Origin of the sequence: Bacillus sp. FSL K6-1106 (assembly GCF_038005245.1) — a bacterium.
GTDB classification, from domain to species: Bacteria; Bacillota; Bacilli; order Bacillales; family Bacillaceae; genus Bacillus; species Bacillus altitudinis.
Map to the genome: position 1 here is coordinate 867,768 of NZ_JBBOSV010000001.1, position 23,851 is coordinate 891,618.

The 23,851-nt window shown below is 41.6% G+C and carries 31 protein-coding genes and 1 riboswitch; of the genes, 4 read left to right on the forward strand and 27 right to left on the reverse strand.

All coding sequences use genetic code 11. The annotated features are described in order from the left end of the window. Positions 1-4: 4 nt before the first annotated feature. The 5 genes from MHI20_RS04430 to MHI20_RS04450 all read right to left on the reverse strand — a co-directional run bounded on the left by MHI20_RS04430 (position 5) and on the right by MHI20_RS04450 (position 3,776). A complete protein-coding gene (locus MHI20_RS04430) occupies positions 5-592 on the reverse strand; it encodes a nucleoside recognition domain-containing protein (protein ID WP_007501015.1) in 588 nt (195 codons plus the stop codon). Then, positions 580-1,731, reverse strand: a complete 1,152-nt coding sequence (locus MHI20_RS04435; protein WP_017367523.1) for a D-alanyl-D-alanine carboxypeptidase family protein — start codon at positions 1,729-1,731, stop codon at positions 580-582. Before MHI20_RS04435 ends, MHI20_RS04430 begins: the two co-directional genes overlap by 13 nt. Positions 1,732-1,841: 110 nt before the next feature. Then, a complete protein-coding gene (locus tag MHI20_RS04440) occupies positions 1,842-2,321 on the reverse strand; it encodes a YpuI family protein (RefSeq protein ID WP_024718922.1) in 480 nt (159 codons plus the stop codon). A 113-nt stretch (positions 2,322-2,434) separates the two neighbouring features. Further along, positions 2,435-3,028 (reverse strand): SMC-Scp complex subunit ScpB, encoded by a 594-nt coding sequence (scpB, locus tag MHI20_RS04445; protein WP_008344462.1) that lies wholly within the window; start codon positions 3,026-3,028, stop codon positions 2,435-2,437. Beyond that, positions 3,018-3,776: a segregation/condensation protein A gene (locus tag MHI20_RS04450; protein ID WP_007501021.1), complete on the reverse strand. Its 759-nt coding sequence runs from the start codon at positions 3,774-3,776 to the stop codon at positions 3,018-3,020. Before MHI20_RS04450 ends, scpB begins: the two co-directional genes overlap by 11 nt. A 210-nt stretch (positions 3,777-3,986) precedes the next feature. Here MHI20_RS04450 and MHI20_RS04455 point away from each other — a divergent pair, with 210 nt between their 5' ends. Beyond that, entirely contained in the window at positions 3,987-4,079 is a 93-nt protein-coding gene (locus MHI20_RS04455; RefSeq protein ID WP_008359694.1) for a YjcZ family sporulation protein, read from the forward strand. 88 nt (positions 4,080-4,167) lie between these two features. Next, a complete protein-coding gene (locus MHI20_RS04460) occupies positions 4,168-4,692 on the forward strand; it encodes a DUF309 domain-containing protein (protein ID WP_039165804.1) in 525 nt (174 codons plus the stop codon). Between the two features lie 24 nt (positions 4,693-4,716). Here the strand turns inward: MHI20_RS04460 and MHI20_RS04465 are convergent, their stop codons facing one another. The 7 genes from MHI20_RS04465 to MHI20_RS04495 all read right to left on the reverse strand — a co-directional run bounded on the left by MHI20_RS04465 (position 4,717) and on the right by MHI20_RS04495 (position 9,065). After that, positions 4,717-5,070, reverse strand: a complete 354-nt coding sequence (locus tag MHI20_RS04465) for a GNAT family N-acetyltransferase (RefSeq protein ID WP_039165807.1) — start codon at positions 5,068-5,070, stop codon at positions 4,717-4,719. 113 nt (positions 5,071-5,183) lie between these two features. Beyond that, positions 5,184-5,648: a 6,7-dimethyl-8-ribityllumazine synthase gene (ribH, locus tag MHI20_RS04470; RefSeq protein WP_007501031.1), complete on the reverse strand. Its 465-nt coding sequence runs from the start codon at positions 5,646-5,648 to the stop codon at positions 5,184-5,186. A 26-nt stretch (positions 5,649-5,674) separates the two neighbouring features. After that, on the reverse strand, positions 5,675-6,298 hold the full coding sequence (gene ribB / locus MHI20_RS04475; RefSeq protein ID WP_017359786.1) for a 3,4-dihydroxy-2-butanone-4-phosphate synthase: 624 nt from the start codon (positions 6,296-6,298) through the stop codon (positions 5,675-5,677). A gap of 11 nt (positions 6,299-6,309) precedes the next feature. Next, complete coding sequence (ribE, locus tag MHI20_RS04480; protein ID WP_138278694.1) at positions 6,310-6,960, reverse strand: riboflavin synthase; 651 nt, start codon at positions 6,958-6,960, stop codon at positions 6,310-6,312. A gap of 252 nt (positions 6,961-7,212) precedes the next feature. Next, positions 7,213-7,354: riboswitch (FMN riboswitch) on the reverse strand. A gap of 113 nt (positions 7,355-7,467) precedes the next feature. Beyond that, positions 7,468-7,812, reverse strand: coding sequence for a hypothetical protein (locus MHI20_RS04485; protein WP_008344451.1), 345 nt, complete (start codon positions 7,810-7,812; stop codon positions 7,468-7,470). Between the two features lie 234 nt (positions 7,813-8,046). Next, positions 8,047-8,283 carry a DUF2164 domain-containing protein gene (locus MHI20_RS04490; RefSeq protein ID WP_017359788.1) on the reverse strand — a complete coding sequence of 79 codons (237 nt, stop codon included), beginning with the start codon at positions 8,281-8,283 and terminating at the stop codon, positions 8,047-8,049. A gap of 200 nt (positions 8,284-8,483) precedes the next feature. Next, positions 8,484-9,065: a TetR/AcrR family transcriptional regulator gene (locus MHI20_RS04495; protein WP_017367527.1), complete on the reverse strand. Its 582-nt coding sequence runs from the start codon at positions 9,063-9,065 to the stop codon at positions 8,484-8,486. Positions 9,066-9,315: 250 nt separating this feature from the next. Between MHI20_RS04495 and MHI20_RS04500 the strand changes: the two genes are divergently transcribed. Beyond that, on the forward strand, positions 9,316-10,578 hold the full coding sequence (locus tag MHI20_RS04500; RefSeq protein WP_340939228.1) for an MFS transporter: 1,263 nt from the start codon (positions 9,316-9,318) through the stop codon (positions 10,576-10,578). 30 nt (positions 10,579-10,608) lie between these two features. Here the strand turns inward: MHI20_RS04500 and MHI20_RS04505 are convergent, their stop codons facing one another. Continuing rightward, the gene (locus MHI20_RS04505; protein WP_007501040.1) at positions 10,609-11,046 is read right to left on the reverse strand and encodes a peptidylprolyl isomerase; all 438 of its coding nucleotides are present in this window, start codon (positions 11,044-11,046) and stop codon (positions 10,609-10,611) included. Positions 11,047-11,367: 321 nt separating this feature from the next. Between MHI20_RS04505 and MHI20_RS04510 the strand changes: the two genes are divergently transcribed. Beyond that, on the forward strand, positions 11,368-12,252 hold the full coding sequence (locus tag MHI20_RS04510; protein WP_008344446.1) for a DUF1002 domain-containing protein: 885 nt from the start codon (positions 11,368-11,370) through the stop codon (positions 12,250-12,252). A 40-nt stretch (positions 12,253-12,292) separates the two neighbouring features. On the opposite strand, the gene lysA is transcribed toward MHI20_RS04510, so the two are convergent. The 14 genes from lysA to deoB all read right to left on the reverse strand — a co-directional run bounded on the left by lysA (position 12,293) and on the right by deoB (position 23,817). Beyond that, the gene (gene lysA / locus MHI20_RS04515; RefSeq protein ID WP_024718927.1) at positions 12,293-13,618 is read right to left on the reverse strand and encodes a diaminopimelate decarboxylase; all 1,326 of its coding nucleotides are present in this window, start codon (positions 13,616-13,618) and stop codon (positions 12,293-12,295) included. 115 nt (positions 13,619-13,733) lie between these two features. Next, complete coding sequence (locus MHI20_RS04520; RefSeq protein WP_007501043.1) at positions 13,734-15,206, reverse strand: spore germination protein; 1,473 nt, start codon at positions 15,204-15,206, stop codon at positions 13,734-13,736. Further along, complete coding sequence (locus tag MHI20_RS04525; RefSeq protein ID WP_226650633.1) at positions 15,160-15,768, reverse strand: stage V sporulation protein AE; 609 nt, start codon at positions 15,766-15,768, stop codon at positions 15,160-15,162. The genes MHI20_RS04520 and MHI20_RS04525 overlap by 47 nt, the downstream gene beginning before the upstream one ends. A 6-nt stretch (positions 15,769-15,774) precedes the next feature. Then, entirely contained in the window at positions 15,775-16,125 is a 351-nt protein-coding gene (gene spoVAE / locus MHI20_RS04530; RefSeq protein WP_007501045.1) for a stage V sporulation protein AE, read from the reverse strand. Then, complete coding sequence (gene spoVAD / locus MHI20_RS04535) at positions 16,125-17,141, reverse strand: stage V sporulation protein AD (RefSeq protein ID WP_024718928.1); 1,017 nt, start codon at positions 17,139-17,141, stop codon at positions 16,125-16,127. The genes spoVAE and spoVAD overlap by 1 nt, the downstream gene beginning before the upstream one ends. Positions 17,142-17,153: 12 nt before the next feature. Further along, entirely contained in the window at positions 17,154-17,606 is a 453-nt protein-coding gene (gene spoVAC, locus MHI20_RS04540) for a stage V sporulation protein AC (protein ID WP_024718929.1), read from the reverse strand. 20 nt (positions 17,607-17,626) lie between these two features. Beyond that, positions 17,627-18,043: a stage V sporulation protein AB gene (locus MHI20_RS04545; protein ID WP_007501049.1), complete on the reverse strand. Its 417-nt coding sequence runs from the start codon at positions 18,041-18,043 to the stop codon at positions 17,627-17,629. Beyond that, positions 18,033-18,653 carry a stage V sporulation protein AA gene (locus MHI20_RS04550; RefSeq protein WP_024718931.1) on the reverse strand — a complete coding sequence of 207 codons (621 nt, stop codon included), beginning with the start codon at positions 18,651-18,653 and terminating at the stop codon, positions 18,033-18,035. Before MHI20_RS04550 ends, MHI20_RS04545 begins: the two co-directional genes overlap by 11 nt. Before the next feature lie 114 nt (positions 18,654-18,767). Then, positions 18,768-19,535 carry an RNA polymerase sporulation sigma factor SigF gene (gene sigF / locus MHI20_RS04555; protein WP_007501051.1) on the reverse strand — a complete coding sequence of 256 codons (768 nt, stop codon included), beginning with the start codon at positions 19,533-19,535 and terminating at the stop codon, positions 18,768-18,770. Positions 19,536-19,547: 12 nt separating this feature from the next. Next, entirely contained in the window at positions 19,548-19,988 is a 441-nt protein-coding gene (gene spoIIAB, locus MHI20_RS04560) for an anti-sigma F factor (protein ID WP_007501052.1), read from the reverse strand. Next, the gene (spoIIAA, locus tag MHI20_RS04565; protein WP_008344431.1) at positions 19,985-20,338 is read right to left on the reverse strand and encodes an anti-sigma F factor antagonist; all 354 of its coding nucleotides are present in this window, start codon (positions 20,336-20,338) and stop codon (positions 19,985-19,987) included. Before spoIIAA ends, spoIIAB begins: the two co-directional genes overlap by 4 nt. Positions 20,339-20,495: 157 nt before the next feature. After that, the gene (locus MHI20_RS04570) at positions 20,496-21,650 is read right to left on the reverse strand and encodes a D-alanyl-D-alanine carboxypeptidase family protein (protein WP_201297801.1); all 1,155 of its coding nucleotides are present in this window, start codon (positions 21,648-21,650) and stop codon (positions 20,496-20,498) included. 158 nt (positions 21,651-21,808) lie between these two features. Beyond that, a complete protein-coding gene (locus tag MHI20_RS04575) occupies positions 21,809-22,621 on the reverse strand; it encodes a purine-nucleoside phosphorylase (protein ID WP_019743098.1) in 813 nt (270 codons plus the stop codon). An 11-nt stretch (positions 22,622-22,632) separates the two neighbouring features. Continuing rightward, on the reverse strand, positions 22,633-23,817 hold the full coding sequence (gene deoB, locus MHI20_RS04580; protein ID WP_058214176.1) for a phosphopentomutase: 1,185 nt from the start codon (positions 23,815-23,817) through the stop codon (positions 22,633-22,635). Positions 23,818-23,851 lie beyond the last annotated feature (34 nt).

Consider the following 23,851-nt stretch of genomic DNA (forward strand, 5'->3'; position numbering starts at 1 on the left):
AAGATCACCCCCGCCTGCTTCTGCGATAGTGGAAATAGCGATCAATCATAATCGCACCGATACCTGAAATAAGTGTCGCCAAAATGGTTGGGCCTACAATATCTGTTGGCTGATCTGCGCCATAGGTCATACGAATGGCAATGACAGTCGTTGGCACAAGTGTGATAGAAGATGTATTGACTGCTAAAAAAGTGATCATAGATCGGCTCGCCTCATTTTTTCCGCCATTTAATGCTTTCATCTGCTCCATCGCCTTAATCCCAAGTGGTGTAGCGGCGTTCCCAAGGCCAAAGAAATTTGCCATGAGATTGGACAGAATATACCCCATCGCTGGATGATTCGCAGGAATCTCAGGAAATAGTTTTGAGATAAAGGGCCGGCATAATTTACTAAAGAAATGTAACAACCCCGCTTCTTCTGCGATCTTCATCAATCCTAGCCAGAATACAAGAACACTAATCAACCCAATTGAAATGGTGACCGCTTCTTTTGATCCTTTAAAGACCGCTTCATTCACTTCATGCATCGTTCCGTTAAACATTGCATAGACAAGACCGATGACCGTGAGGAATACCCAAATCAGATTGACCATGAAGATCCGCCTATCGATGTCTGAAAGACAGACTTAAACATTTCTTGAAAGCTTTTTTGGGGCATTCGGTTGCGTTTGTTTTCATAAAAAATCGGGACTTGCTCAATTACCTGACCATCCAGTAAGAACGTCATTTTCCCTACTACATCTGGGATCGCTTCTTTGTTTTTCTCCCATTTCTTTTCAGGCGTCAGCATTTCCGTTTCGATTTCCACTAGTTTTTTCTCATCCTCATTTAGTAAATAGTCCACATCCCGCTTAATAAACGCTTTTTTTTCGTAAAAAGTCCCTTTTAACGAAGCGAGCCTGCCTTTTTCAGCAAGCACATACGTTTTATAGTGATCAAATGCATACTCAAACATTGAGATATGATCCTTCCAGTCATCCGGTGCATTAATCGTCACAGCAATGAGCGCAGCATCTCCTTTTGCAGCTGTGGAGACAAGTGTGCGTTTTGCAAGTTTTGTATATCCTGTCTTCCCTCCAGTCGAATATTGATACAAACCCGTGAGCAGCTTGTTTTTATTTTTCCAATAACCCTCGATTGTTTTTGCTTTATAAAAGGTGGTACCGGCAATTTTTTGATATTGCTGATGCTTCATGGCGTACTTCGTTAAGATCGCCATATCATAAGCTGATGAATAATGGTTTTTATGATCATCGAGTCCATGCGGATTTTGAAAATTCGTATTCTCCATGCCTAGTTCAGAGGCCTTTTGGTTCATCATAAAAATAAAGCCTTCTAAGCTGCCGCCAACATGTTCTGCAATGGCAACAGCTGCATCATTTCCAGAGCGCAGCATGAGCCCGTATGTCAAGTCTTCTAAACTCACCTTCTGTCCTTCCTTTAAATAAATCGAAGAACCTTCCGCTTGAATCGCACGTTTTGACACTTTGACCATGTCGTTCATTTTTCCTGATTCAATGGCTAATACAGCCGTCATAATTTTTGTGATACTGGCGATTCTTCTTTTTTCGTGCTCGTCCTTTCCAAATAGGACTCTGCCTGACTGTCCATCTATTAAAATGGCGCTTCTCGCACTCACCGATAATGAGACGTCTGCTTGAGCGTGTGAGGAAAAAGGCAGTAAGAGTGTTAATAGAAGAAGGACTGCTGTTCCAATTTTTAAATAGGGCATGTTCATTCACGTCCTTGTCCGTTTTGTACAAGTGTATGCGCGGCTGAAAAAGTTATGATGCCTCGTCCATAAAAAAAAGCAACTCTCATGTGAGAGTTGCCTTGTCTTCTTTATACCATTTTCATTTGCTGATGAGATGTTGTATATTCCAGCTCTTCTCTCATCGTTAAAAAATCTTTTTCTAATGAAGAAAACAAACGTTTGACCTCAGCCGATACTTCATGATGGAAAACAATGCAGCTTTTTCCTGTGTAGGCTGAACGGCTATTTTCATACCATGTATCCTTTTTTGGTGTAAAAAATTCTTCAATACATTGATGATAAATACGATGAAGCGTCTGCTGTGCGGCTTGCTGCGGGAATGTCTGCTGCTGCCTGATTTTCCTACAAACCGCCGCGGCATCCTCGCTATAAACTGCAAGCTTCCGCAATGTACTTAATATGTCACAATAATAGGCTTCCGCTTCCGGGTTTAATCGTTTCAAGCTTGATAAGGTAGCTTCGTTCAGAAAATCATTCACTTCAACTGCAACCTTTGATAAGAAAACGCCTGCTTGATCAACTTGAGCCTTTACATTCATATGTGCCATTTGTTTCGTGTTTACCTTCCCCTCATGGCTTTGTCACCATTTTATCTTTCAAACGAAGATTTTAGACCTAAAATCTTTTTTATATTTTATCATACATTTTTCCTTATTTTGAACTATTTTATCTCTTCAAATGTTTGATTGAAGTTTTCAAAAAAGAGATCAGCCTCTTCTTGCACCCCATCTGCTTCCACATTCTCTGGAAGTGGCGGCAATTCATCTAAGGCTTTTAAACCAAATTGCTCTAAAAAGGTAGGTGTTGTCCCATAAAGGATCGCTCGTCCCGGTCCATCGGCACGTCCTACTTCACAGAGCAGTGCTTTGGCAACTAAACTATGCAGCACTCGTTCTGATTTAACGCCTCTGATCTCCTCGACTTCGCTGCGTGTAATCGGTTGTTTATACGAGACAATGGCGAGCACTTCTAGCGCTGCCTGTGACAAACCTTTCGATGGTGTCTCTACTAATTTTTTTAAATATACGCTGTATTCTTTTTTCGTCAGCAGCATATATGAATCTGCATATTCAATAAGCTCAATCCCTCGTTCTTGTTTTTGATATTCTTCCTTTACGGCAGACATAATATCAAGCAACGCTGCCTCATCAACTTCAAGAACAGACATGAGCTGTTTTCTTGTTAAGCCTTCGTCACCTGCTGCATATAGCAGCGCTTCTAAGATGGCTTTCCAATTCACGATATCAAGCGTCATGAATCGTTTCACTCCCTATGATATAAATATCTTCAAAGTTTCCTTCCTGCTCCAGCATGATTTGATGGCTTTTCATCAATTCGAGAACAGCAAGAAACGTCACGACAAGGTGTTCCTTTTGATCATGTTGAAATAAAGTCATGAAATTGGTTCGCTTTTTTGTTTTTCTTAAATGGTTCATAATCTCATTCATTTTGTCTTCAATCGGGATTTCTTGTCTTGTAATCTTTGATGGTGCTGGTTTTGTTATTTTTTTGCGGTTCAATACCTTTTGAAACGCACCTAACATATCATACACCGTGACGTGTAAGTTTGTGTCCTTCGCTTCTGCTTCTTTTGCAAATTCACTTAAATCACTTGGTGGTTTTGTGAAGGCGTTTTGCCGCTCTTCTTCACGTTCCTTCAGTTCTTGCGCTGCATTTTTATACTTGCGGTATTCAATTAATTTGCCAATCAGCTCATCACGAGGGTCCTCTTCTTCTTCCATCAGGTCTTCATCAAACAGCTCTTCCTCTTGTTTTGGAAGAAGCATTCTGCTTTTAATGCTGAGGAGAGTTGCAGCCATCACCAAATACTCACTTGCAACATCCAGTTCAAGCTCCCTCATCGTGTGGACATATAATAAATACTGCTCCGTAATTTTAGCGACGGGAATATCATAAATATCAATTTCCAAACGGTTAATTAAATGTAAAAGCAAGTCCAAAGGACCCTCAAACGAATCTATTTTCACCTGATATTCCAGCATTCTTTTCTCACCATTTCTACTGTCTTCTAAGTACCGTTTTCATCGGCTAACCTTTAGTATAAGACACCATAAAGCTCTCGTCCAATATAATTTCGACCATGAGGCAGCAGGCAAAAAAAGAAAAACAGTGGATTCGCCCATACCAATGAGGGCATTTATACATAGAATACCATTGTAATCAGAACTGATGAAAAAGGAGGCCGTAACATTATGGGAGATGGTTATTACTTCGGCGGAGGATTTGCGCTTATTGTTGTGCTGTTCATCTTGCTGATCATCGTTGGCGCGGCTTGGGTTTATTAAAGAAACAGAGCGTCCTTTCATAAAGGGGCGCTCTTTCTTCTTTTCTTTTCGGTATGTTAGACTGATAGTGGAAAAGGAGATGACCGCTGTGTATCCTAAAGCGTACGTGGCTTTTTTACATGAATTTCATACGACAAGAGATTATTTTGAGTGTCATGAAATTCTTGAAGAATTTTGGAAAGAAGATCCTCCTCATCAGCGCAAAAAGTACTGGGTGGGTCTCATTCAGCTTGCTGTTGCTTTGTATCATCAAAGACGAGGAAATGGAAAAGGAGCAAAACGGCTGATTTCAAACAGCCTTCATATATTAGATTCGGACCGGAACGTACTAACAGAATTAGGTCTTGATGAAGAGGCATTTCTTTTACTGCTGAGAACACTGAAAAAGAAAATCGATGAAGACACGCCCTACGAAAGTGTGATGCTGCCAATCCGAGATGAAACGCTTCTTTCTTTATGCCAAGAGATGGCGGAAAAAGAAGGCTTAACCTTCGGACAGGAGAGCAACTTATCCCATACATTCTTAATTGAAAAGCATAGACTGCGTGATCGGACAGACGTATTGCTTGAACGTGAAAAGCAGATGGAACGTAAAAAAAGCAGAGGCATATAACCTCTGCTTTTACATGTGTGATATTTAGTTTGTTTCATTGTGACACTTATGAAAGAAGCCTTGCGTTAATTCATTTGGAATGAGTGTTTTCGTTTTGAATACTTCTTCCACGGCTAATACCATTTCCTTGCCGATGCCTTGGTCACGATGGGACGGATTGACACTAATATGTTCGATTTGTACGTGGTCGTCTGTTTTCAGCACACCAATCGCACCGACGATATCCTCGCCATCTTTCCAAAGGAACAGCTGCCGATCTTCATCCATTTCATACGACTTTATCGTCTGCTGAAGCTGTTTGACGTCTTTCTCACCCGGCATAAAGGACAGGAGTCCCATGGCAATTTTTTCAAAAGACCTCTTGTAACGAATTAACATATATACCCCTCAATATTAAAATTATCCTATTTTACAGCAAATGTCTTATGAATCACTTGCTCATCACACATTATAAACACTTTTAGGCGGTTTTTAAACTCTTTTTCATCAAATTAACGAAACGTTCGATTTAGGTTGGCCATTTCAATAGCCGCTGCAGCCGATTCACTGCCTTTATTTCCAGCCTTTGTACCGGCTCTTTCAATGGCTTGTTCAATAGATTCTGTTGTCAGTACACCAAAGATAATCGGCACCCCTGTTGAGATGGCACTTTGTGCGATTCCTTTAGCCGCTTCATTACAAACATAATCGTAATGTGATGTTGCCCCGCGAATCACGGTTCCAAGTGTAATGACTGCATCATATTTTTTTGTTTCTGCTAGTTTTTTTGCCATATACGGAATTTCAAAAGCCCCCGGCACCCACACGACATCAATATCGTCACCGTTTGCTCCGTGTCTGAGCAATGTATCTTCTGCTCCATCTAGCAGTTTGCTTGTAATAAAATCATTAAATCTAGCGACGACGATTCCAAACTTTAATCCTTCTGCTACTACATTACCTTGTATTGTATTCATATGTTCATCATCCTTTTTTGTGATTTTTATTTTGTTTTCATTGTCGTTGTTTGCTTGTTTATATATGCCTGCAATGCTTCAATCGTCAGCATCTTTAAATCGTGTTCTTTTTGAATTTTTTGTAGTTCGGGTACGCGGGCCATGGTTCCATCTGCATTCATAATTTCACATATGACACCCGCTGGCACTGAACCCGCAAGTTTAGCAAGATCAACGGCCGCTTCTGTATGACCTGGTCTTTCTACTACGCCTCCCTCTTTCGCAATAAGAGGGAAAACATGACCTGGTCGGGCAAAATCTTCTGGTTTTGACTCTTTATTTAACATGGCCAATATGGTCGTTGAGCGCTCAAAAGCACTTATACCAGTTGTCGTTGACGTATGGTCGATGCTCACTGTAAATGCTGTATGATGTGCATCCGTATTTCGCTCGACCATGGGATGCAGATCCAAGTGTTTCGCAATCGAGGCATGAACTGGTGTGCAAATAAGACCTCTTCCATGTAAAGCCATGAAGTTAATGACTTCCGGCGTTGCATGCTCAGCAAGTGCCACAAAGTCTCCTTCATTTTCTCTGTCTTCATCATCTACTACGATAATGATTTCTCCTCGTTTCAGGGCATTTACTGCCTCATCAACTGAATGATACATACAATCGCCTCCTAGAATCCGTGCTCTTTTAAAAATGATGGGGTTAATCGTGATGGCTGCTTTTCGTTTTGCTCTTTTGTTAAAAAGCGATAAATGTATTTACCGATCATGTCACATTCAATATTTACTACATCCCCCATAGTTTTAGTCGGGAAAATAGTTCCTTCAAGCGTATGTGGAATGATAGAAACTGTCACATGAGCATCTCGCAAATCGAAAATAGTCAAGCTGACGCCGTCTATTGCGATCGATCCCTTTTTTGTGAGCATATCTGTGAGGGTCTTGTCCATTTTCAAATCATAGTAAATGGCATTACTCTTCTTTTCTACACGGGTAATCACAGCCGTTCCATCAACATGACCTGAAACAAAATGACCGCCGAATCGTCCATTTGATGACATCGCTCGCTCTAAATTCACTTGGCTACCTGGCGCAAGCTGATCAAGTGATGTCGCTTTGACCGTCTCAGGCATCACATCTGCCGCAAACTGTTCTTTTGTGAAGCTTGTGACAGTGAGACAAACGCCATTGATGGCGATACTATCGCCTAGGTGAACATCTTCTAGTACACGACTGCACTTGATGATAATTTCCATGGCATCTGCGGATCTTTTGCTCAATGACTGGACTGTACCCACTTCTTCAATAATCCCCGTAAACATGTGATCCTCCCTTTCTCTTTCTTTTGTATTTCTCACTTTATGACAAAGCGATGTTTGGGACATGTGATCGATTGAACACCTTCGTCGCTTTTTATGGTCCATACAAGGTAAATGAGGGATCACCTAATAAACACTGCATGCGATGACTATATTGACATACAGAAAGCCCCGGAAAAATTCCGGGGCTTTGGTTTTTTTGCATTAGAAATAAAACTATGATCAACACATATTTTTTGTTCATACATAGCTTTCGTTATCCTTCTCCCATCCAGACTTTCACTGTCGGCTTCAGCTTCTCACTGAATCAACCGTTAATAAATTAACGGGTCACGGGCTGTAAAGCATTTGCTTTATTACCGTCGGTCGGGATTTTCACCCTGCCCCGAAGGATACAATCGATATTTAGCTGTCCTTAGGGGCTATTATAGCGATCCTTGTGGTCAAATGCAACAATCAAGATTTATCACCTGTTCATAAAAAAAGCCTCCCTATAGGAAAGGAGACTTGTTAATTGACGACTTTTACTACTTTTATAAGACCGTCTATTCTTTTTTCATTACTAAAGTATGCTTTAATACGATCGCCTTTTTTCAGATCGGCCACATCATCTTCAAATTTCTTTCCATTAAAAATGATTTTCGTGCCATTTTTGGCTTGACCGTAATACTCATCACCATCAATTTTTGTAATGGTATATTCATAGATTGTGTAATCTTTATCATTATTCGTTAAACTTTCGCCAATGGCTGTTGGCACATCTTCAATTTTCATGCCATTCATGTATAAATAACCTGCGCCTAAACAAAGCAGTAAAACAAATAAGATTGCGATTTTTAATTTGATTTTCCCCATATTTAGAACCTCCATCATCTGCACTTCGCCTATTTGTATGTTCTATTCCTTCTTTTGATGAAATAAAACCAAAAAAGCTGATTTTCATCAATGGTTACTTATATAACGATTCAAATGGACTTTTGGTTCCACCTTTTCATCATTACATATGATACGAATATGCGTTCTTTATTAAGGGGGTCTTTTTTCCTCTTTATCTGTTAGCAGGGTGAACAAGAAAGACGAGCTTTTTGATTATATTCTTTTCTCTAATGCGAATAGATCTTCCTCTAACAATTGAGATCTTTGAACAGCGATATTTCGGCTGTCACGAACCCCTTGATTATAATAGTAGCTTCCAAGATGCTTTGTGATAAATTCTAATATATTGATGGCTGCTAATTCACCAATCTCCTCTTCTCGTTCTTCAGCAAAGTAACGCTGAATGGCAATCATCATCTGATTTTTTTCTTCTTTTGTTAATGGTTTCAAAGTATCTCCTGCTTTCTTACAGCATAATCACACGCTTTTTAGATGTGCACTTTCACTTATTTTTAGAGCTGCAAATGGTGACACTCACAAATACGAATGTTTGTTCTCTTATCATATCACAAAAACGTGTCCATCACACCCTAAAAGAAAAAGCGTGTTTTAATCAATTGATCAAAATACGCTTTCTTTATATAGACTATTTATTTCAATATGGATAGGATCGTCGCTACAGAATGATCTACAAACGAACGCTCTGGGCGAGATTTCATGAGGACTGTAAGTCCAATAAAAGAAACAACCAGCGCCTGTGCTAAGGCTTTGGCATTCAGACTGCTTTCGAGCTCACCCGAGCGAATACCTTGTACAATTTTTTCTTCAAAAATGACCGAAAGATACATCTGATGCTCTCTTGTGAGAATTTCAAATTTCTCTTCATGGGGGGCAAGCTCGACTATTGTATTGATGCAGAAGCACCCTTTACTCGGCCCATGTCCATATTCCTCTTCTACTAATTCAGCAAATAATGTATGAAATGCTTCCTTTGCAGATAGATTGTTTTGAAGTTTGGTTCGAATGTGGGCAGCATGCTGAGTTGTATATTTGCGTAATGCTGCTTCAAACAATTCCTCTTTATCACCGAACGCTGAGTATAAGCTTGGTCGCTGTATTCCCATCTTTGCAGTTAAGTCGCTTAATGTAGTGGCTCTGTACCCCTTCTCCCAAAAAAGCAACAAGGCCTCATCTAATGCTTTTTCCTCATCAAATTCCCGTTGTCGAACCATCATCAACCCTCATTTCTATCATAAAAACCTCTTCACTAAATCAATCATCTATTTCTTATAAGGATTTTTTACTCATCGGTACATTATCATTTTATTTTATTGACGTATCATTGTCAAATCGACTGCCCCTCTCAAGATCTTCACTACATCATCTTGACTTTAAAACGTTTCTCTGGTTATCCTTAACAGGAATCATTTTATACCAAAAAGTATATTATACTTTTTGGTATAAAATGAGCTGATGACATGCATGAAAAAAGAAAAAATGAATGCCGTTGAACATTCTGATCTGGAAACGACTCATTTACAAATAAACACCCGATCAACGATGACTCGCAATATGGCTCTACTGTTTTCGACAGCCTCAGGGATGGCAGTTGCAAACATATACTTTGCACAGCCATTATTAGACTCCCTCGCAGCCGAGTTTGGTATCAGCTATTCATCCGTTGGTATGGTCATTACGATTACTCAGCTTTGTTATGCGCTAGGACTGCTACTGATCGTACCACTTGGTGATCTGTTCAACCAACGGCGGCTCATCGTAGCTCAAATGCTAGTATCCGTGTTATCTCTCATTCTAGTCGGTATCGCCCCTACCGCCACCGTCCTGTTCATAGGACTAGCTGCGGTAGGACTGCTCGCTGTAGTCACTCAGGTACTCGTCGCATTCGCAGCGACATGGGCCGCTCCTGAAGAACGTGGTCGCATAGTGGGCTTGGTTCAAAGTGGAATTGTGATTGGTATTCTTCTCGCACGAACGTTTGCTGGTGTACTAACCGATCTCGCCGGCTGGAGATCAGTCTATCTCGTTTCCGGCGTGATGATGCTGATCATAACTGGCGTGTTGTACCGGTATCTTCCGCGTGCTGACAGAAAGAGAGTCTCCATATCCTATGTGAACTTGCTCGCTTCAATGTTTATATTGTTCAGACAAGAACGAATTCTACGTATTCGTGGCGTACTGGGTTTTCTGATCTTTGTTCTGTTTGGCACGCTGTGGACTTCACTTGTACTGCCTCTCAGCACTACCCCATACAATCTGTCACATACAGCAATTGGTGCATTTGGCCTTGCTGGAGTTGCCGGAGCATTAGGTGCCGCTCGAGCTGGAAGCCTTGCTGATCGAGGCTTAGGACAGTTAACAACGTGCATCGCCCTTGTCCTATTACTCTTTTCATGGTGTTTTATTTTTTTCACTGAATATTCCCTCATTTTATTAATCGTTGGTATAGTCATTCTTGACCTATCTGTGCAGGCCGTTCATGTGACCAATCAAAGTATGATTTTCATGGTCCGGCCTGAGGCGAGAAGCCGGCTGACTGCTGCTTATATGATTTTTTATTCCCTCGGCAGTGCGCTCGGTTCTATTGTATCAACTAACATATACGCAAACTCTGGCTGGAATGGGGTATGTCTATTTGGAGCCTCTATCAGCGCCTTAGCCCTTTTATATTGGATGATCACCTACCGCTTCACGGCACAGATCACAGGAACATCAGATGTAAAATAAAAAAACACCGCAATTAAGCGGTGTTTTGGATTAAGCATCGATCACTTCGACTTTTTCCATGCCTTGTCCTTGTTCCATATCAAGAACAGCTTCGATACCAGATGTTACTTTGCCAAAAACAGTGTGAACACCGTTTAAGTGCGGCTGTGGGTCATGTACGATAAAGAATTGGCTGCCGCCAGTGTCTTTACCAGCGTGTGCCATTGATAATGAACCTCTCTCGTGCTGATGAGGGTTTCCTTCTGTTTCACATTTAATTGTGTAACCAGGTCCTCCAGTTCCATTACCGTTTGGATCGCCGCCTTGGCTTACGAACCCTGGGATCACGCGGTGGAATTTCAATCCATCGTAGAAGCCTTCATTCGCTAATTTTTCAAAGTTTGCTACTGTACCTGGAGCAGCCTCTGGGTAAAGTTCAAACTCAATTTTCTTTCCATTCGTTAATTGTATGTATCCTTTTTTCGCCATTTTTCACATTCTCCTTTCAGGTTAAACAACGCTCATTATAGCACATTTTCGGTGATGTTAAACATCCCCTGCTTGTCGAATGTGATTTACCTCTTTTGCCATCATTGATAAAATAAAAGAGCTTGATCCTTTTCTCCTAAGGAAATGATCATAGACTGAGCAAATCACTTCATCATATTGGAGGTTTCAAACATCTTTAAAAGAAAATTGAAACGTCAGACTGATTTGTTACGTCTATATGATGGAGTACGATTCAAATCATGTACTCAAAAGATGAGTTTCTCACCATCGAGAAACGCTTTCGACTTGAAGGAGGTCAACATGTTTAAAAAAACAATGCTTGGTATGATGGCAGCGCTCCTTTTACTGATTGGTGCGCCAAAAGTCAGCTTAGCGGATGCAGCTGTCGGCGATGTCATCGTCACACTCGGGCAAGACTTAACACCGGCTGATCGCCAGAAGGTGCTTGACGAGTTGAATCCACCTGAAAATGCGACAAAAATTGAAGTAACCAATAAAGAAGAGCACGAATATTTAGGAAAGTATATCCCTCGTTCTTCTATCGGGACGAGAGCATTATCATCTTCATCCATCACCATTGAAAAATCAGGTACGGGTCTGACCGTGGATACACATAACATTAAGACCATTACAGATGAGATGTATTTAAATGCTTTAATGACCGCAGGCGTGAAAGATGCAAAGGTTGTCGTGACGGCGCCGTTTGAAGTATCTGGTACAGCAGCACTGACAGGTCTATTAAAAGCCTATGAAGTGTCAAGCGACAAAGCCATTCCTGAAGATGTGAAACAGGTGGCAAACGAAGAACTTGTAACAACATCTAAACTGGGAGACTCTATTGGAAAAGACAATGCTTCTGCCCTGATTGCAAAAATCAAAGATGACATTGCCAAAAATGGAGTTCCTAAAACAACAAAAGAAGTGGAAGAAAAAGTAGATCAAGCCGCTTCTGATTTGAACTTAAATCTAACGCAAGACCAAAAAGATCAACTTGTCTCTCTCTTTGATAAGATGAAAAATATCAATATCGATTGGAAACAAGTCGGATCTCAAATTGATAAAGCAAAAGACAAGATTACAAAATTCATAGAATCAGATGAAGGGAAAAACCTTCTACAGAAGATTTGGGATTTCTTTGTCTCTATTTGGAACGCGATCGTCTCTGTATTTACTGGTGGAAAATAAATGTCATAGAAAAAGCTGCCTGATGATCAGGCAGCTTTTTTTAAGTCGATGATTTCACTTTTGATTGATAAGGTAAATCCAATTTGACAATGTCCTCATATGTCTCACGCTCAACGACAAGCTGCGCTTCCCCATCTTCTACAAATACTACAGCCGGGCGAGGGATGCGGTTATAGTTGTTTGACATGCTGTAGCCATAAGCTCCTGTACAAAAGACAGCTAACAAGTCTCCCTGTGATAACTCTGGCAGATCAATATCCCAAATGAGCATATCTCCACTTTCACAGCATTTCCCTGCAATGGACACAGTTTGATCATGCGTTTGACTCATTTTATTGGCGCTCGCTGCTTCATATTTTGCTTGATATAAAGCAGGTCGAATGTTATCACTCATTCCGCCGTCAATGGCTACATAATCGCGAATGCCAGGTACATGTTTTGATGAACCAATCGTATAAAGAGTGGTTCCCGCATCTCCAACAAGTGAGCGGCCTGGCTCAATCCAAATTTCAGGCATCTTAAACTCATAGCGGGCTACATTTTCTTTCACCGCTTGAATAATTTTCTCCACGTATTCAGTTGCTGGAAGTGGTTCGTCCTCTTCTGTGTAACGGATGCCAAAGCCTCCGCCTAAGTTCAGCACTGTGGAAATAAATCCAAAAGATTCTCTCCATTCATCTAGCTTCAAGAAAATTTTATCTGCCGCAAGGACAAAACCAGCTGTATCAAAGATTTGAGAGCCGATATGGCAGTGGACACCTAAAAGCTCGATCACTTCTGATTCAAGTACTTGTTTGACCGCTTCGTCTGCTTGTCCATTATGAAGATCAAAACCGAATTTTGAATCTTCTTGACCTGTTGTAATATAGTCATGCGTATGTGCTTCAACGCCCGGCGTGATGCGGAGGAGTACTTTCACCTGTTTTGACAGCTCTTGCCCAAGCTGTTCAATGAGGTTGATTTCATAGAAATTATCAACAACAATACAACCGATTCCATGCGCTAATGCCATCTTTAATTCTTCTCTGCTTTTGTTGTTACCATGGAAATGAATTTTTTCTACTGGAAACCCGGCACAAATGGCTGTGTGCAGCTCCCCGCCTGAAACGACATCAAGTGATAAGCCTTCTTCTTTTGCCAGCTGGAACATGGCAATAGAAGAAAAAGCCTTACTCGCATATGCCACCTGAGCCTTTAGTTCTTCTTCAATAAATGCTTTCTGAAAGCTTTTTGCACGCTCCCGTATTAAAGCCACATCATATACATAAAGTGGTGTCCCATACGTTTCAGCTAAAGAAACGGCATCAACACCACCAATTTCTAAATGTCCGAGTTCATTTTGTCTGCAAGTGCCGTGTAAATACAATGTCATTCCCTCTTTCTCCGCCTCGGCTGAAAAAAGACAGCTGCACAAGCTGCCTTTTGCCGTTTCTCAAAGTTAAAAATACAATATCACAATCTTCAGCCACTTTCAACGAGCGTTAAGAATTTGGCGGAATTTTTGATCTGTTCTGAGGGTGAACGATGCTTGGCCTTACTTTTGAGCCAGGAACAGACGTCCGAATGAGCACTTGCCACAAAGCCTTTCCATTAAAAGGAATGAACGGCCACATATAAGGCGTCTGTAAGGAACGAATGGATGTTAAATAAATAAGTAACAGCGTAAAACCGATGATTAATCCATTCAGCTTAAAGATCGCTACTAGTGCTAATATGATCAGTCGGATGATTTTATTAGCGACACTCAGTTCATAACTTGGAGTGGTGAATGTGCCGATGGCTGCTAGCGAGACGTATAATATGACCTCTGGTGTAAATAAACCGACATCAATTGCAATTTGTCCAATTAAGACGGCTGCAATCAAACCCATAGCAGTCGACAAGGCGGTCGGCGTATGGATGGCCGCCATTCGTAAAAATTCCACCCCAAAATCAGCAAGGAATACTTGGAGAATAACAGGGATATGGGAGGGTTTGTTAAATCCAATATAGCTTAGATTGTCTGGCAGAAGATTCGGTTCTAGAATAAAAAGAAACCAGATCGGCAAAAGAAAAGTAGAACATAAGATGCCTAAAAAACGCACCCATCTTAAAAAAGTCCCAACTGCTGGCGCCTGGCGGTATTCTTCAGCATGTTGAACGTGATGAAAAATAGTGGTTGGTGTAATGATGACACTAGGAGATGTATCCGTAATGATGATGACATGCCCTTCTAATATATGGTTAGCGGCTACATCTGGGCGCTCGGTGTATCGCACAAGCGGGAAGGGATTATATCCTTGCTTAATGATAAATTCTTCTATTGTTTTATCAGACATCGTCAGTCCGTCAACTTTAATCCCAGACACTTCTTTTTCGATAATATCAACAAGATCAGGGTCAGCTATGTCTTCAATATAACAAACACAGACGTCTGCTTTAGAACGCTCGCCTACTTTAAGCATTTTGTATCGCAGTTTTTCATCCCGCACTCTTCTGCGAATGAGTGCTGTGTTCACAATGATGTTTTCAACAAAGCCGTCTCTTGCACCTCTGACAACCTTTTCTGTATCCGGTTCCTCCGGCATTCTGCCAGGGTAGCTCCTGACGTCAATAATAAATGCGTAATTTTCACCTTCGACAACGACTGCCACAAGTCCAGACAACACTTGATCCACTGCTTCATCAAGCGTTTCAACTTTTGAGACTTGCTGATTGACAAGACGGTTTTCTACCACACGTGCAAGATCATCTGATTCAGGTTCGTTGTCATTGATTTCAATCAGTTCTTTTAATAAATAGATCACATATTGTGTATCACATAATCCATTTACATAGTAAAGCTGGATTTCCTGATCATGGACATAAATTTTCCGAACGCCAAGGTCAAAGCTGAGACCCATCCCGACATTGTCTTTGAAAAAATCTTCATTTTTCTTCGGATCTCGGTACACGTGCACCTTGTCTTTCTTCATGGAAACCGCTCCTTTCTAAAATTAATTCGACTGCCTTCATTGTGATGGGGGACCCTTTGCTTAGATCATCTTTCCGTCCCATCTTGCCAATATCTCCAATGCCGACAACAATCGGAAGCTGTAGTGAATCGAGACAATACACTGTATCTCCACTCATTTTGTGTGGTTCCATTTCTGGAAGTCCATGTTTGTCAACGCCGTATTCTGTCAGTTCACCTTCCCGGTCAATGGAGACATGTACCTTTGTCCATTCCGCTTGATGGGTTTTAGATGCCACTGCAATGGCGCCAATCACTTCAATTTCAGGGTGACGTGCTACGTGCTTCATAGCCGCCTCCCCTGTTCCTTCACCTGTTAAGCCAGAATCATCAAACATGACAAACACTGGGTCATACGGCGTTTTTAAAATCATCTGGACCAGTTCTGGTCCTGTTCGTTTGCTCGGATTCCCTTTTGAGCTGGAAATACATCTTCCGCCGACTTTCTTTGCGACAAGCTCAATCGTTTTGGCAGCATATATATCTCCGTCTGTCACTAAAATGACTTTGCGTCTTTGCCCCATATTAGGTTATCCTTTCGGTTTAAAGATAAGTGCAATGATAAATGAAAATAAAATCGCAGCTGATATTCCAGCAGAGGTTAACTCAAAAATCCCAATTCCGATTCCAATAAATCCGTGGACATCGGCCTGATGCATCGCCCCATGAAGCAAGCTATGACCAAAGCTTACGATAGGGACGGTAGCACCCGCTCCTGCAAATTCAATAAATTTATCATAAATACCAAACCCGTCTAAAATCGTCCCCGCCACAACAAAGGTCGTCATGACATGTGCCGGTGTGAGTTTCAGTACATCAAGTAAAAGCTGGCCGATTACGCAAATCAGTCCGCCTGCAACAAAAGCAATCAAATAATCCATTAGCTTTCTCCTCCTGCACGCTCAAATACAACTCCGTGCGCAATGGTTGGAATGGTCTCTTTTTGCTGAACCATCATTGGGCTGAGAAGCGCCCCGGTTGCTACAACCAATACTCTTTGCAAATTCCCTGCTTTCATTTCTTGAAAGATGTGACTGAATGTCACGACAGCTGAGCAGGCACAGCCGCTGCCTCCAGCGAATACATTTTGATCAGGTGTGTATATGATTAATCCGCAATCATCATGCTTCCGTCCAAGCTGAATGCCATCTTCTTTCAGAAGATCCTTTAAAATAGGCGATCCAATTCCAGATAGATCTCCTGTTAGGATGAGATCATAATCATCTACTGTTCTTCCTAAGTCTTCTAAATGTTGTTTGATTGTGTCTGCCGCTGCAGGCGCCATAGCCGAACCCATATCGAATGGATCTGTAATCCCAAGATCCATCACCCGTCCGACAGTGGCACTTGTAATTTGAATTTGGGAAGGTTCTTGGCTGATGACGACAGCACCGCTCCCTGTCACTGTACTTGTGGCTGTATCTGGTTTTTGCCCGCCATATTCTGTTGGATTACGGAATTGCCGCTCTGCCGTCGCATTGTGACTGCTTGTCGCAGCAAGTGCTCTATTGGCAAACCCACCATCTATTAACGCTGAGGCAATGGCGACTGATTCCATAGATGTGGAGCAGGCACCAAATAAACAAAGAAACGGGATTTTGAGTTCTCTTGCCACATAGTTGGCTGTCACGTTTTGGTTCAGTAAATCTCCTGCCAGCAAAAGGTCAATATCACTTTTTTGCAAATTCGCTTTTGATAAGGCCATTGATATGGCATCATCCATGAGCTGCCTTTCAGCCATTTCCCAGTTCTTTTGATAACAGTGCATTTCATCATAGGTTTTATCAATGAGATGACCGATTGGGCCTTCTTTTTCTTTCGGTCCTGCAGCTGTTCCTTCCGCATTCACATATAGCTTGTGTTCAAATACCCAAGATTGCTTACCTGTTAGTTTCACGTTTTATTCCTCCTACGAAAACATCTTTTCCAAGACGTATCGAATAATCCCTACGACATATGCCGAGACGACACCAAACACAATGACATTCCCAGCCAGTTTAAACATGTTGGTCGCTACACCTAACACAAGCCCTTCACTTTTATGCTCAAGAGCCGCACTTGTCATGCTGTTTGCAAATCCTGTCACCGGGACAGCTGATCCCGCTCCAGCAAACTGGCCGATTTTATCGTAAATACCAATACCAGTTAAAATAGAAGAAATTAAAATAAGGGTCGCCACCGTTGGATTCCCTGCTGTCTTCTCATTAAAATCAAAAAAAGTAATATAGAAATTTTGCAATCCCTCGCCTATCGCACAAATCAAACCGCCGACAAGAAAAGCCTTGATGCAGTTCAGTACATAAGGAGGTTTCGGCTGATACGTTTTCACTTTAGATGGATAGTTCTCTTTTAAACTTGACACGTGTTGTTCCCTCCACATTTTTAAATATAAATAAGCCAATGAAATAGTGAGCCAAACACCTTTCCTAAGACGATGGCCATGAGCAGCAGCACAATTTTGCCGTCCATTCCAATTCTTTTCGTTAAGATAGGAAGTACATTTAACACTTCAGTGAGTGCGGCAGCAAGCATGCCGACAAAAATGCCAGATAACAGACCGATCGGTAGCGCCAGCCATTTGGATAAATGCAAATGGACTTGACTTAAAGTAGCCCAGCCGCCAACGACCGCTCCACTTATCACGGCAGCCTCATATCCTTGAATAAAACGCTGCGTTTTCGTTAATTGCATTAATCGAGGGATAATACCAAGCACTGTGAGAAACGCCACGAATCCTGCCCCTACCGTTAAACCGCCGCCGAGCCCAACAAGCACCACAAAAAGCCATTTACCGATCATGGATATCTTTCAATGTTTCTTTGTTTTCATTGAGTGCGACATAATGATCAAGATCGAGCTGATATTTAAACATTTCCACTTCAAGCGGGCTTGGCTCTTCGTTTAAACGCTTTTTAAACACATGATTGAAAAATAAAATCATGCCAAAACCGAGTCCAAAGCTATATGGAATTTGTAATAAATACGGATGCTCAACCGTGTTTCCAGTAATCATCTCGTAAAGGCGGATATGAACAAGCCGCATACTAACATCCTCATGGAAATTCATGATGGCAAGGGCCGCTCCGACAAATAAGAGGAGCCATACAAACACGAATAATACGGGGGACAGCTGGCGTTTGCCTGTGTCTATTTCAACAATGGCTTCTGAGCCTCCGACCGTTTGAATGTCAATGTCAGGCCATGTTTTTTTGATCGTTTTGACCACATGCATGATATCTAACACAACGATGTGACGATCCTTTTTGCTGACATGGTATATCGGCATTTTGCTCAGCTTTTGCACAGCACTGTCATCTCCAGTGATTTGGGCGATATCCTCTAAATAAATAAGCTGATCATTACCAGTCTTAATCCGATGGCGCAGCCGAATAAAGATTTGTCCGTCCATCCAAGTCACTTCCTATACGATGGGTTAAAAATAGTATGTGGTGAAAAATGGTTCTCATACTGAAAGAACTTGATTTACCGGTAATTACCACACAAAAAAAGCCAGCCGAATTGGCTAGCTGTCTTTTTGATCCATTTGCATTTGGATTTGTTTTAAAATCTTCTTTTCAAGCCGTGAGACTTGCACTTGGGAAATTCCGAGTCTTTCTGCTACTTCTGATTGTGTTTGGTCTTTATAATACCTTAAATAGACAATCAGTTTCTCCCGCTCTTCTAATTCTTTAATCGCCTCTTTTAGCGCAATTTTATCAAACCATCTTTCTTCTGAATGATCGGCAATTTGATCGAGCAACGTAATCGGATCGCCGTCATTTTCATACACGGTTTCATGAATAGATGATGGTGAGCGGACCGCTTCTTGAGCAAGAACGACATCCTCAGGAGTGATGTCCAGATATTCAGCGATTTCCTGAACAGTCGGCATTCTGCCATGAGATTTAGACAATTCGTCCCTTGCCCGCCTGATTTTATTTCCAAGTTCCTTTAATGACCTGCTGACTTTGACGGTTCCATCATCACGAATGAAACGCTGAATTTCACCAATGATCATTGGAACGGCATAGGTCGAAAACTTCACATCATAAGACAAATCAAATTTGTCAACAGATTTCAGCAGGCCAATACAGCCTATTTGGAACAGATCATCTGGTTCATATCCTCTATTTAAAAAGCGCTGAACAACGGACCAAACAAGACGCATGTTTTTTTCTACGAGGAGGTCTCTTGCTTGTTGATCTCCGTCTTGGCTTTTTTTGATGAGCTGTTTCACTTCATCATTAGACAGCTGTGCTTTTTTTGCTTGCTTTTTTACCTCCACATCCATATGAGCAGCTCCTTAATTACAAAGCGCTTTGCTTTTTGATAGATGCTTTGTTAAGCGGATTGTTGTGCCCATTTCTGGAGATGAGTCCACCATGACATCATCCATAAAGTTCTCCATGATCGTAAAGCCCATCCCGGAGCGCTCTAAGTCTGGTTTCGTCGTAAAAAGCGGCTGCCTTGCTTCCTCAAGATCTGAAATGCCCATGCCTTCGTCTCGAATCGTCAGATACACAATATGGTCATCCAGCGTGACACTAATGTGCACCTTGCCGTCTGGATTCCCGTCATACCCGTGAATGATCGAGTTCGTGACCGCCTCTGATACAACGGTTTTGATTTCTGTTAGCTCATCTAATGTTGGATCGAGCTGAGCGATGAATGCTGCCACCGTTACTCTCGCAAAGGATTCGTTTTGACTTAAAGCAGAAAAAGTCAGATTCATTTCATTTGTCATGATGCCACCCCCAATGTTTGCAGCGCAGTTTGCTCTGAAGGCTCCATACGAATAATTTTAAACAAGCCGGACATATCAAATAAACGGTTCACCGCTGGCGAGATCGCACAGACGACCATTTCACCGCCAAGCTGTTTAATTTCTTTGTATCTTCCTAAAATCACTCCGAGCCCAGAGCTGTCCATAAACGATAAATCAGCTAAATTCAGCACGATGTGGCGAATGTCCTCTGTTTCCAAATAATTCGTCACCTTTTGTCTCAATGTCTCTGCGGAGTGATGATCAAGCTCCCCTGTCAACCGAATGCAAAGTACGCTCTCTTTTATTTGAAAATCAATACCAAGGCTCATCTTTTCTTCCTCCTTGCTCTATTTTCGGATAAAGAATGTTTCTCTTTCTTCACATGCAAATCCTTCACCATGACAAAACTAGTGATCATTCGTCACATTTAGATGTTCTTTTCGTTCATAGCAAAAAAGACTGCCAGTTGCAGCAGTCTTTCACCTTTTACTTCCATTTAACAAATTCGGCCATAGCCCGTTTGAAGAACGTCCAAACACCGGCTTTTTCCATATCTTCTTTCGCTTCAACAGGACTTTCATGAAGCACTTTTCCATCTTTTTTCAAGATGATGGTGCCAAGTTTCGTTCCTTTTGAAAATGGGGCTGTGACATCTTGAGTTAATTTAATTTCTTTTTTGATCTGATCGACATTTTCGCCTTTTTTCGTTAGAAGAGAAATTGGTTCAGACGTGACAAGCTGAATTTTTTTCTTTTTCCCTTTGCTCACTTTGATCTCTGCTACATCTTGACCACGCTTGTACAGAGGATGCGTTGTATATTGACTAAAGGCGTAATCCAGCATTTTGACGACTTGAGCATTTCTGTCTTTTGGTGTACTTGCGCCGAATACAACAGCAATCACGCGCATGTTGCCTTTTTTAGCGGATGCAGTTAGACAGTATTTCGCCTCGCCTGTAAACCCTGTTTTCACCCCATCCACACCTGGATAAAATTTAATGAGACGGTTTGTATTCACAAGCCAGAATTTTTTATCCGTGTTCTGACGAAGATAGTCTTCGTATACACCTGTGAACTTGGTGATCTCTTCATATTTCAACAGCTCTTTCGCCATTTTTGCCATATCATGAGCCGTGCTGTAATGATCTTTTTCAGGAAGTCCTGTTGGATTTTGAAAGACCGTCGAGGTGAGCCCAAGCTCTTTTGCCTTTTTGTTCATTTGCTCAACAAACTGTTCTTCAGATCCAGCAATATGTTCTGCCATGGCAACTGAAGCATCGTTTCCTGACGCAATCGCAATGCCTTTTAGCATGTCTTTAACCGTCATTTCTTCTCCCGGTTCAAGGAAAATTTGTGAGCCTCCCATAGATGCTGCGTGATCGCTCGTTCTTACTTTATCAGTCATTTTTAATTTCCCTTGATCCATCGCTTCCATGATGAGAAGCATCGTCATGATTTTGGTCATACTTGCAGGGGCAAGCTTTTCATCACTGTTTTTGTTGTAAAGCACTTTTCCCGTGTCACGTTCCATTAAAATTGCTGATTTGGCTTCATGCGCCAATTCTGATGTTTGTTTTTCTCCTGGCTTTTCAATCTTTTCTTTTGCCATCGCTGATGGTGAAACCATTGAGATAAGGATCATTAAAGTAAACAATGCACATATATGACGTTTCAAGTGGCAGACCTCCATTATCGTAATCCTTTCTATTTTTTCCTCATAAAGGCTGTTTTATTCAGAGATCGTTTGATTGCCATAAAAAAAAGCCCTCTGTTTATGAACAGAAGGCTTTTTCACACGATCTATGAGAGTTGTTTGACAACTTCTTTCACTAAATCAAGGAAACTTGCTTTCACTTTTTCCGTCACTTCGATCACTTCATCATGAGAAAGCGGCTGATCTAAAATACCTGAAGCCGCATTAGAGATGCATGAAATACCAAGTACTTTTATGCCTGCATGACGTGCCACAATCACTTCTGGCACAGTCGACATACCGACTGCATCAGCGCCAAGCGTTCTGAGGAAACGAACCTCTGCCGGTGTTTCATATGAAGGGCCTGTCATTCCTGCATAAACCCCTTGCTGCACAGATATGCCTAAATGTTTAGCCGTTTTCTCTGCAAGTGCCAACAAATCTTTATCATATGGTGCAGACATATCAGGGAAACGAACCCCTTGACTGTCGTTTGGTCCAATTAACGGATTGGTTCCCATCATATTGATATGATCTGTAATCAACATAAGATCGCCAGGATGGAAGGACGTATTCACACCGCCCGCTGCATTTGTCACAATACATGTTTCAATGCCGATTTCTTTCATCACACGGACAGGAAATGTCACCTGCTTCATATCATACCCTTCATAGTAATGGAAACGTCCTTGCATGGCACAAACGACCGTGCCTTTCAGCGTTCCAATGACGAGCTGGCCTGCATGCCCTTCTACTGTTGAAACAGGGAATCCAGGAATATCTTCATATTTCAATTTGATTGGATTTTCAATCTCATCGGCTAAAATGCCAAGACCTGAACCTAAAATTAATCCAACTGTTGGTACATATGTCGATGCTTGTTTAATATATGCCGCCGCTTCTGAAAACTGTGCTCCCACGTGATTTCCCCCTATTTGAGTTTAGATAAAAAGCTTGTTCCGTATTTTGGCAGCGTTGATTTAAAATTATCTGCTACCGTTGCCCCAAGATCAGCAAATGTTTTCGCTGTTGGCAGCTCATTCGCCTCTTGATGCTTTTTGCTGTAAGCAATAAGCGGAACGTATTCTCTTGTATGATCTGTTCCGTGATGAACCGGGTCATTTCCGTGATCTGCTGTGATCACAAGCAGATCATCCTCTTTTAATAGATCAAACACTTCAGGTAGACGTGCGTCAAATTCCTCTAGTGCCTTACCGTAGCCTTCTGGATCTCTTCTATGTCCATAAAGCGCATCAAAGTCGACAAGATTTAAGAAGCTCAGCCCAGTAAAGTCTGTTTTCAACGTCTCCACTAGCTTGTCCATTCCATCCATGTTGGATTTCGTTCTGAGTGAAGAGGTGATTCCTTCACCATCATAAATATCAGAGATTTTTCCGATCGCAATGACATCAAGTCCATTATCTTTCAATTCATTCATGACGGTACGGTCGAATGGTTTTAATGCATAGTCATGACGATTTGGTGTTCTAACAAATGCCCCCGGCTCTCCGACAAATGGACGAGCGATGATGCGCCCTACCATATATTTTTCATCTAAAGTCAGTTCACGTGCGATTTCGCAAATGCGGTAAAGTTCGTCTAATGGCACAACTTCTTCGTGTGCAGCAATTTGCAGCACAGAATCTGCTGAAGTATAAACGATTAAATCGCCTGTTTTCATGTGCTCTTCGCCAAGCTCATCTAGAATTTCTGTACCAGACGCTGGTTTATTTCCAATGATGCCGCGCCCTGTTTTTTCTTTTAATTCATTTAACAGTTCATCTGGAAAGCCGTCTGGAAAGACTTTAAATGGTGTGTCGATGTACAGACCCATGATTTCCCAATGCCCTGTCATTGTGTCTTTACCGTTGGATGCTTCTTGCATTTTCCCATAATACGCAAGCGGTTTTTCGTCCGCTGGAATTCCTTTAATTTCTTTAATATGACTTAGCCCAAGCTTCGCCATATTCGGCATATGAAGCCCGTTCATTTTTTCAGCAATATGTCCAAGTGTATCTGCACCTACATCATTAAAATCAGCAGCATCAGGTGCTTCCCCGATCCCTACTGAATCCATCACAATGAGGAAAATACGTTTATACTGATAATCAGGCATAAAAAAGCGCCTCCTTCAATATTCTTGTCCTTTC

Excerpts from the sequence above, each read along its gene's own strand:
- MHI20_RS04430 (WP_007501015.1), bottom strand. The coding sequence starts at position 592 with ATGGTCAATCTGATTTGGGTATTCCTCACGGTCATCGGTCTTGTCTAT.
- MHI20_RS04435 (WP_017367523.1), bottom strand. The coding sequence starts at position 1,731 with ATGCCCTATTTAAAAATTGGAACAGCAGTCCTTCTTCTATTAACACTC.
- MHI20_RS04440 (WP_024718922.1), bottom strand. The coding sequence starts at position 2,321 with ATGGCACATATGAATGTAAAGGCTCAAGTTGATCAAGCAGGCGTTTTC.
- scpB (WP_008344462.1), bottom strand. The coding sequence starts at position 3,028 with ATGACGCTTGATATCGTGAATTGGAAAGCCATCTTAGAAGCGCTGCTA.
- MHI20_RS04450 (WP_007501021.1), bottom strand. The coding sequence starts at position 3,776 with ATGCTGGAATATCAGGTGAAAATAGATTCGTTTGAGGGTCCTTTGGAC.
- MHI20_RS04455 (WP_008359694.1), top strand. The coding sequence starts at position 3,987 with ATGGGAGATGGTTATTACTTCGGCGGAGGATTTGCGCTTATTGTTGTG.
- MHI20_RS04465 (WP_039165807.1), bottom strand. The coding sequence starts at position 5,070 with ATGTTAATTCGTTACAAGAGGTCTTTTGAAAAAATTGCCATGGGACTC.
- ribH (WP_007501031.1), bottom strand. The coding sequence starts at position 5,648 with ATGAATACAATACAAGGTAATGTAGTAGCAGAAGGATTAAAGTTTGGA.
- ribB (WP_017359786.1), bottom strand. The coding sequence starts at position 6,298 with ATGTATCATTCAGTTGATGAGGCAGTAAATGCCCTGAAACGAGGAGAA.
- ribE (WP_138278694.1), bottom strand. The coding sequence starts at position 6,960 with ATGTTTACGGGGATTATTGAAGAAGTGGGTACAGTCCAGTCATTGAGC.
- MHI20_RS04485 (WP_008344451.1), bottom strand. The coding sequence starts at position 7,812 with ATGGGGAAAATCAAATTAAAAATCGCAATCTTATTTGTTTTACTGCTT.
- MHI20_RS04495 (WP_017367527.1), bottom strand. The coding sequence starts at position 9,065 with ATGGTTCGACAACGGGAATTTGATGAGGAAAAAGCATTAGATGAGGCC.
- MHI20_RS04500 (WP_340939228.1), top strand. The coding sequence starts at position 9,316 with ATGAAAAAAGAAAAAATGAATGCCGTTGAACATTCTGATCTGGAAACG.
- MHI20_RS04505 (WP_007501040.1), bottom strand. The coding sequence starts at position 11,046 with ATGGCGAAAAAAGGATACATACAATTAACGAATGGAAAGAAAATTGAG.
- MHI20_RS04510 (WP_008344446.1), top strand. The coding sequence starts at position 11,368 with ATGTTTAAAAAAACAATGCTTGGTATGATGGCAGCGCTCCTTTTACTG.
- MHI20_RS04520 (WP_007501043.1), bottom strand. The coding sequence starts at position 15,206 with ATGAAGAAAGACAAGGTGCACGTGTACCGAGATCCGAAGAAAAATGAA.
- MHI20_RS04525 (WP_226650633.1), bottom strand. The coding sequence starts at position 15,768 with ATGGGGCAAAGACGCAAAGTCATTTTAGTGACAGACGGAGATATATAT.
- spoVAE (WP_007501045.1), bottom strand. The coding sequence starts at position 16,125 with ATGGATTATTTGATTGCTTTTGTTGCAGGCGGACTGATTTGCGTAATC.
- MHI20_RS04545 (WP_007501049.1), bottom strand. The coding sequence starts at position 18,043 with ATGATCGGTAAATGGCTTTTTGTGGTGCTTGTTGGGCTCGGCGGCGGT.
- MHI20_RS04550 (WP_024718931.1), bottom strand. The coding sequence starts at position 18,653 with ATGGACGGACAAATCTTTATTCGGCTGCGCCATCGGATTAAGACTGGT.
- sigF (WP_007501051.1), bottom strand. The coding sequence starts at position 19,535 with ATGGATGTGGAGGTAAAAAAGCAAGCAAAAAAAGCACAGCTGTCTAAT.
- spoIIAB (WP_007501052.1), bottom strand. The coding sequence starts at position 19,988 with ATGACAAATGAAATGAATCTGACTTTTTCTGCTTTAAGTCAAAACGAA.
- spoIIAA (WP_008344431.1), bottom strand. The coding sequence starts at position 20,338 with ATGAGCCTTGGTATTGATTTTCAAATAAAAGAGAGCGTACTTTGCATT.
- MHI20_RS04570 (WP_201297801.1), bottom strand. The coding sequence starts at position 21,650 with ATGATCCTTATCTCAATGGTTTCACCATCAGCGATGGCAAAAGAAAAG.
- deoB (WP_058214176.1), bottom strand. The coding sequence starts at position 23,817 with ATGCCTGATTATCAGTATAAACGTATTTTCCTCATTGTGATGGATTCA.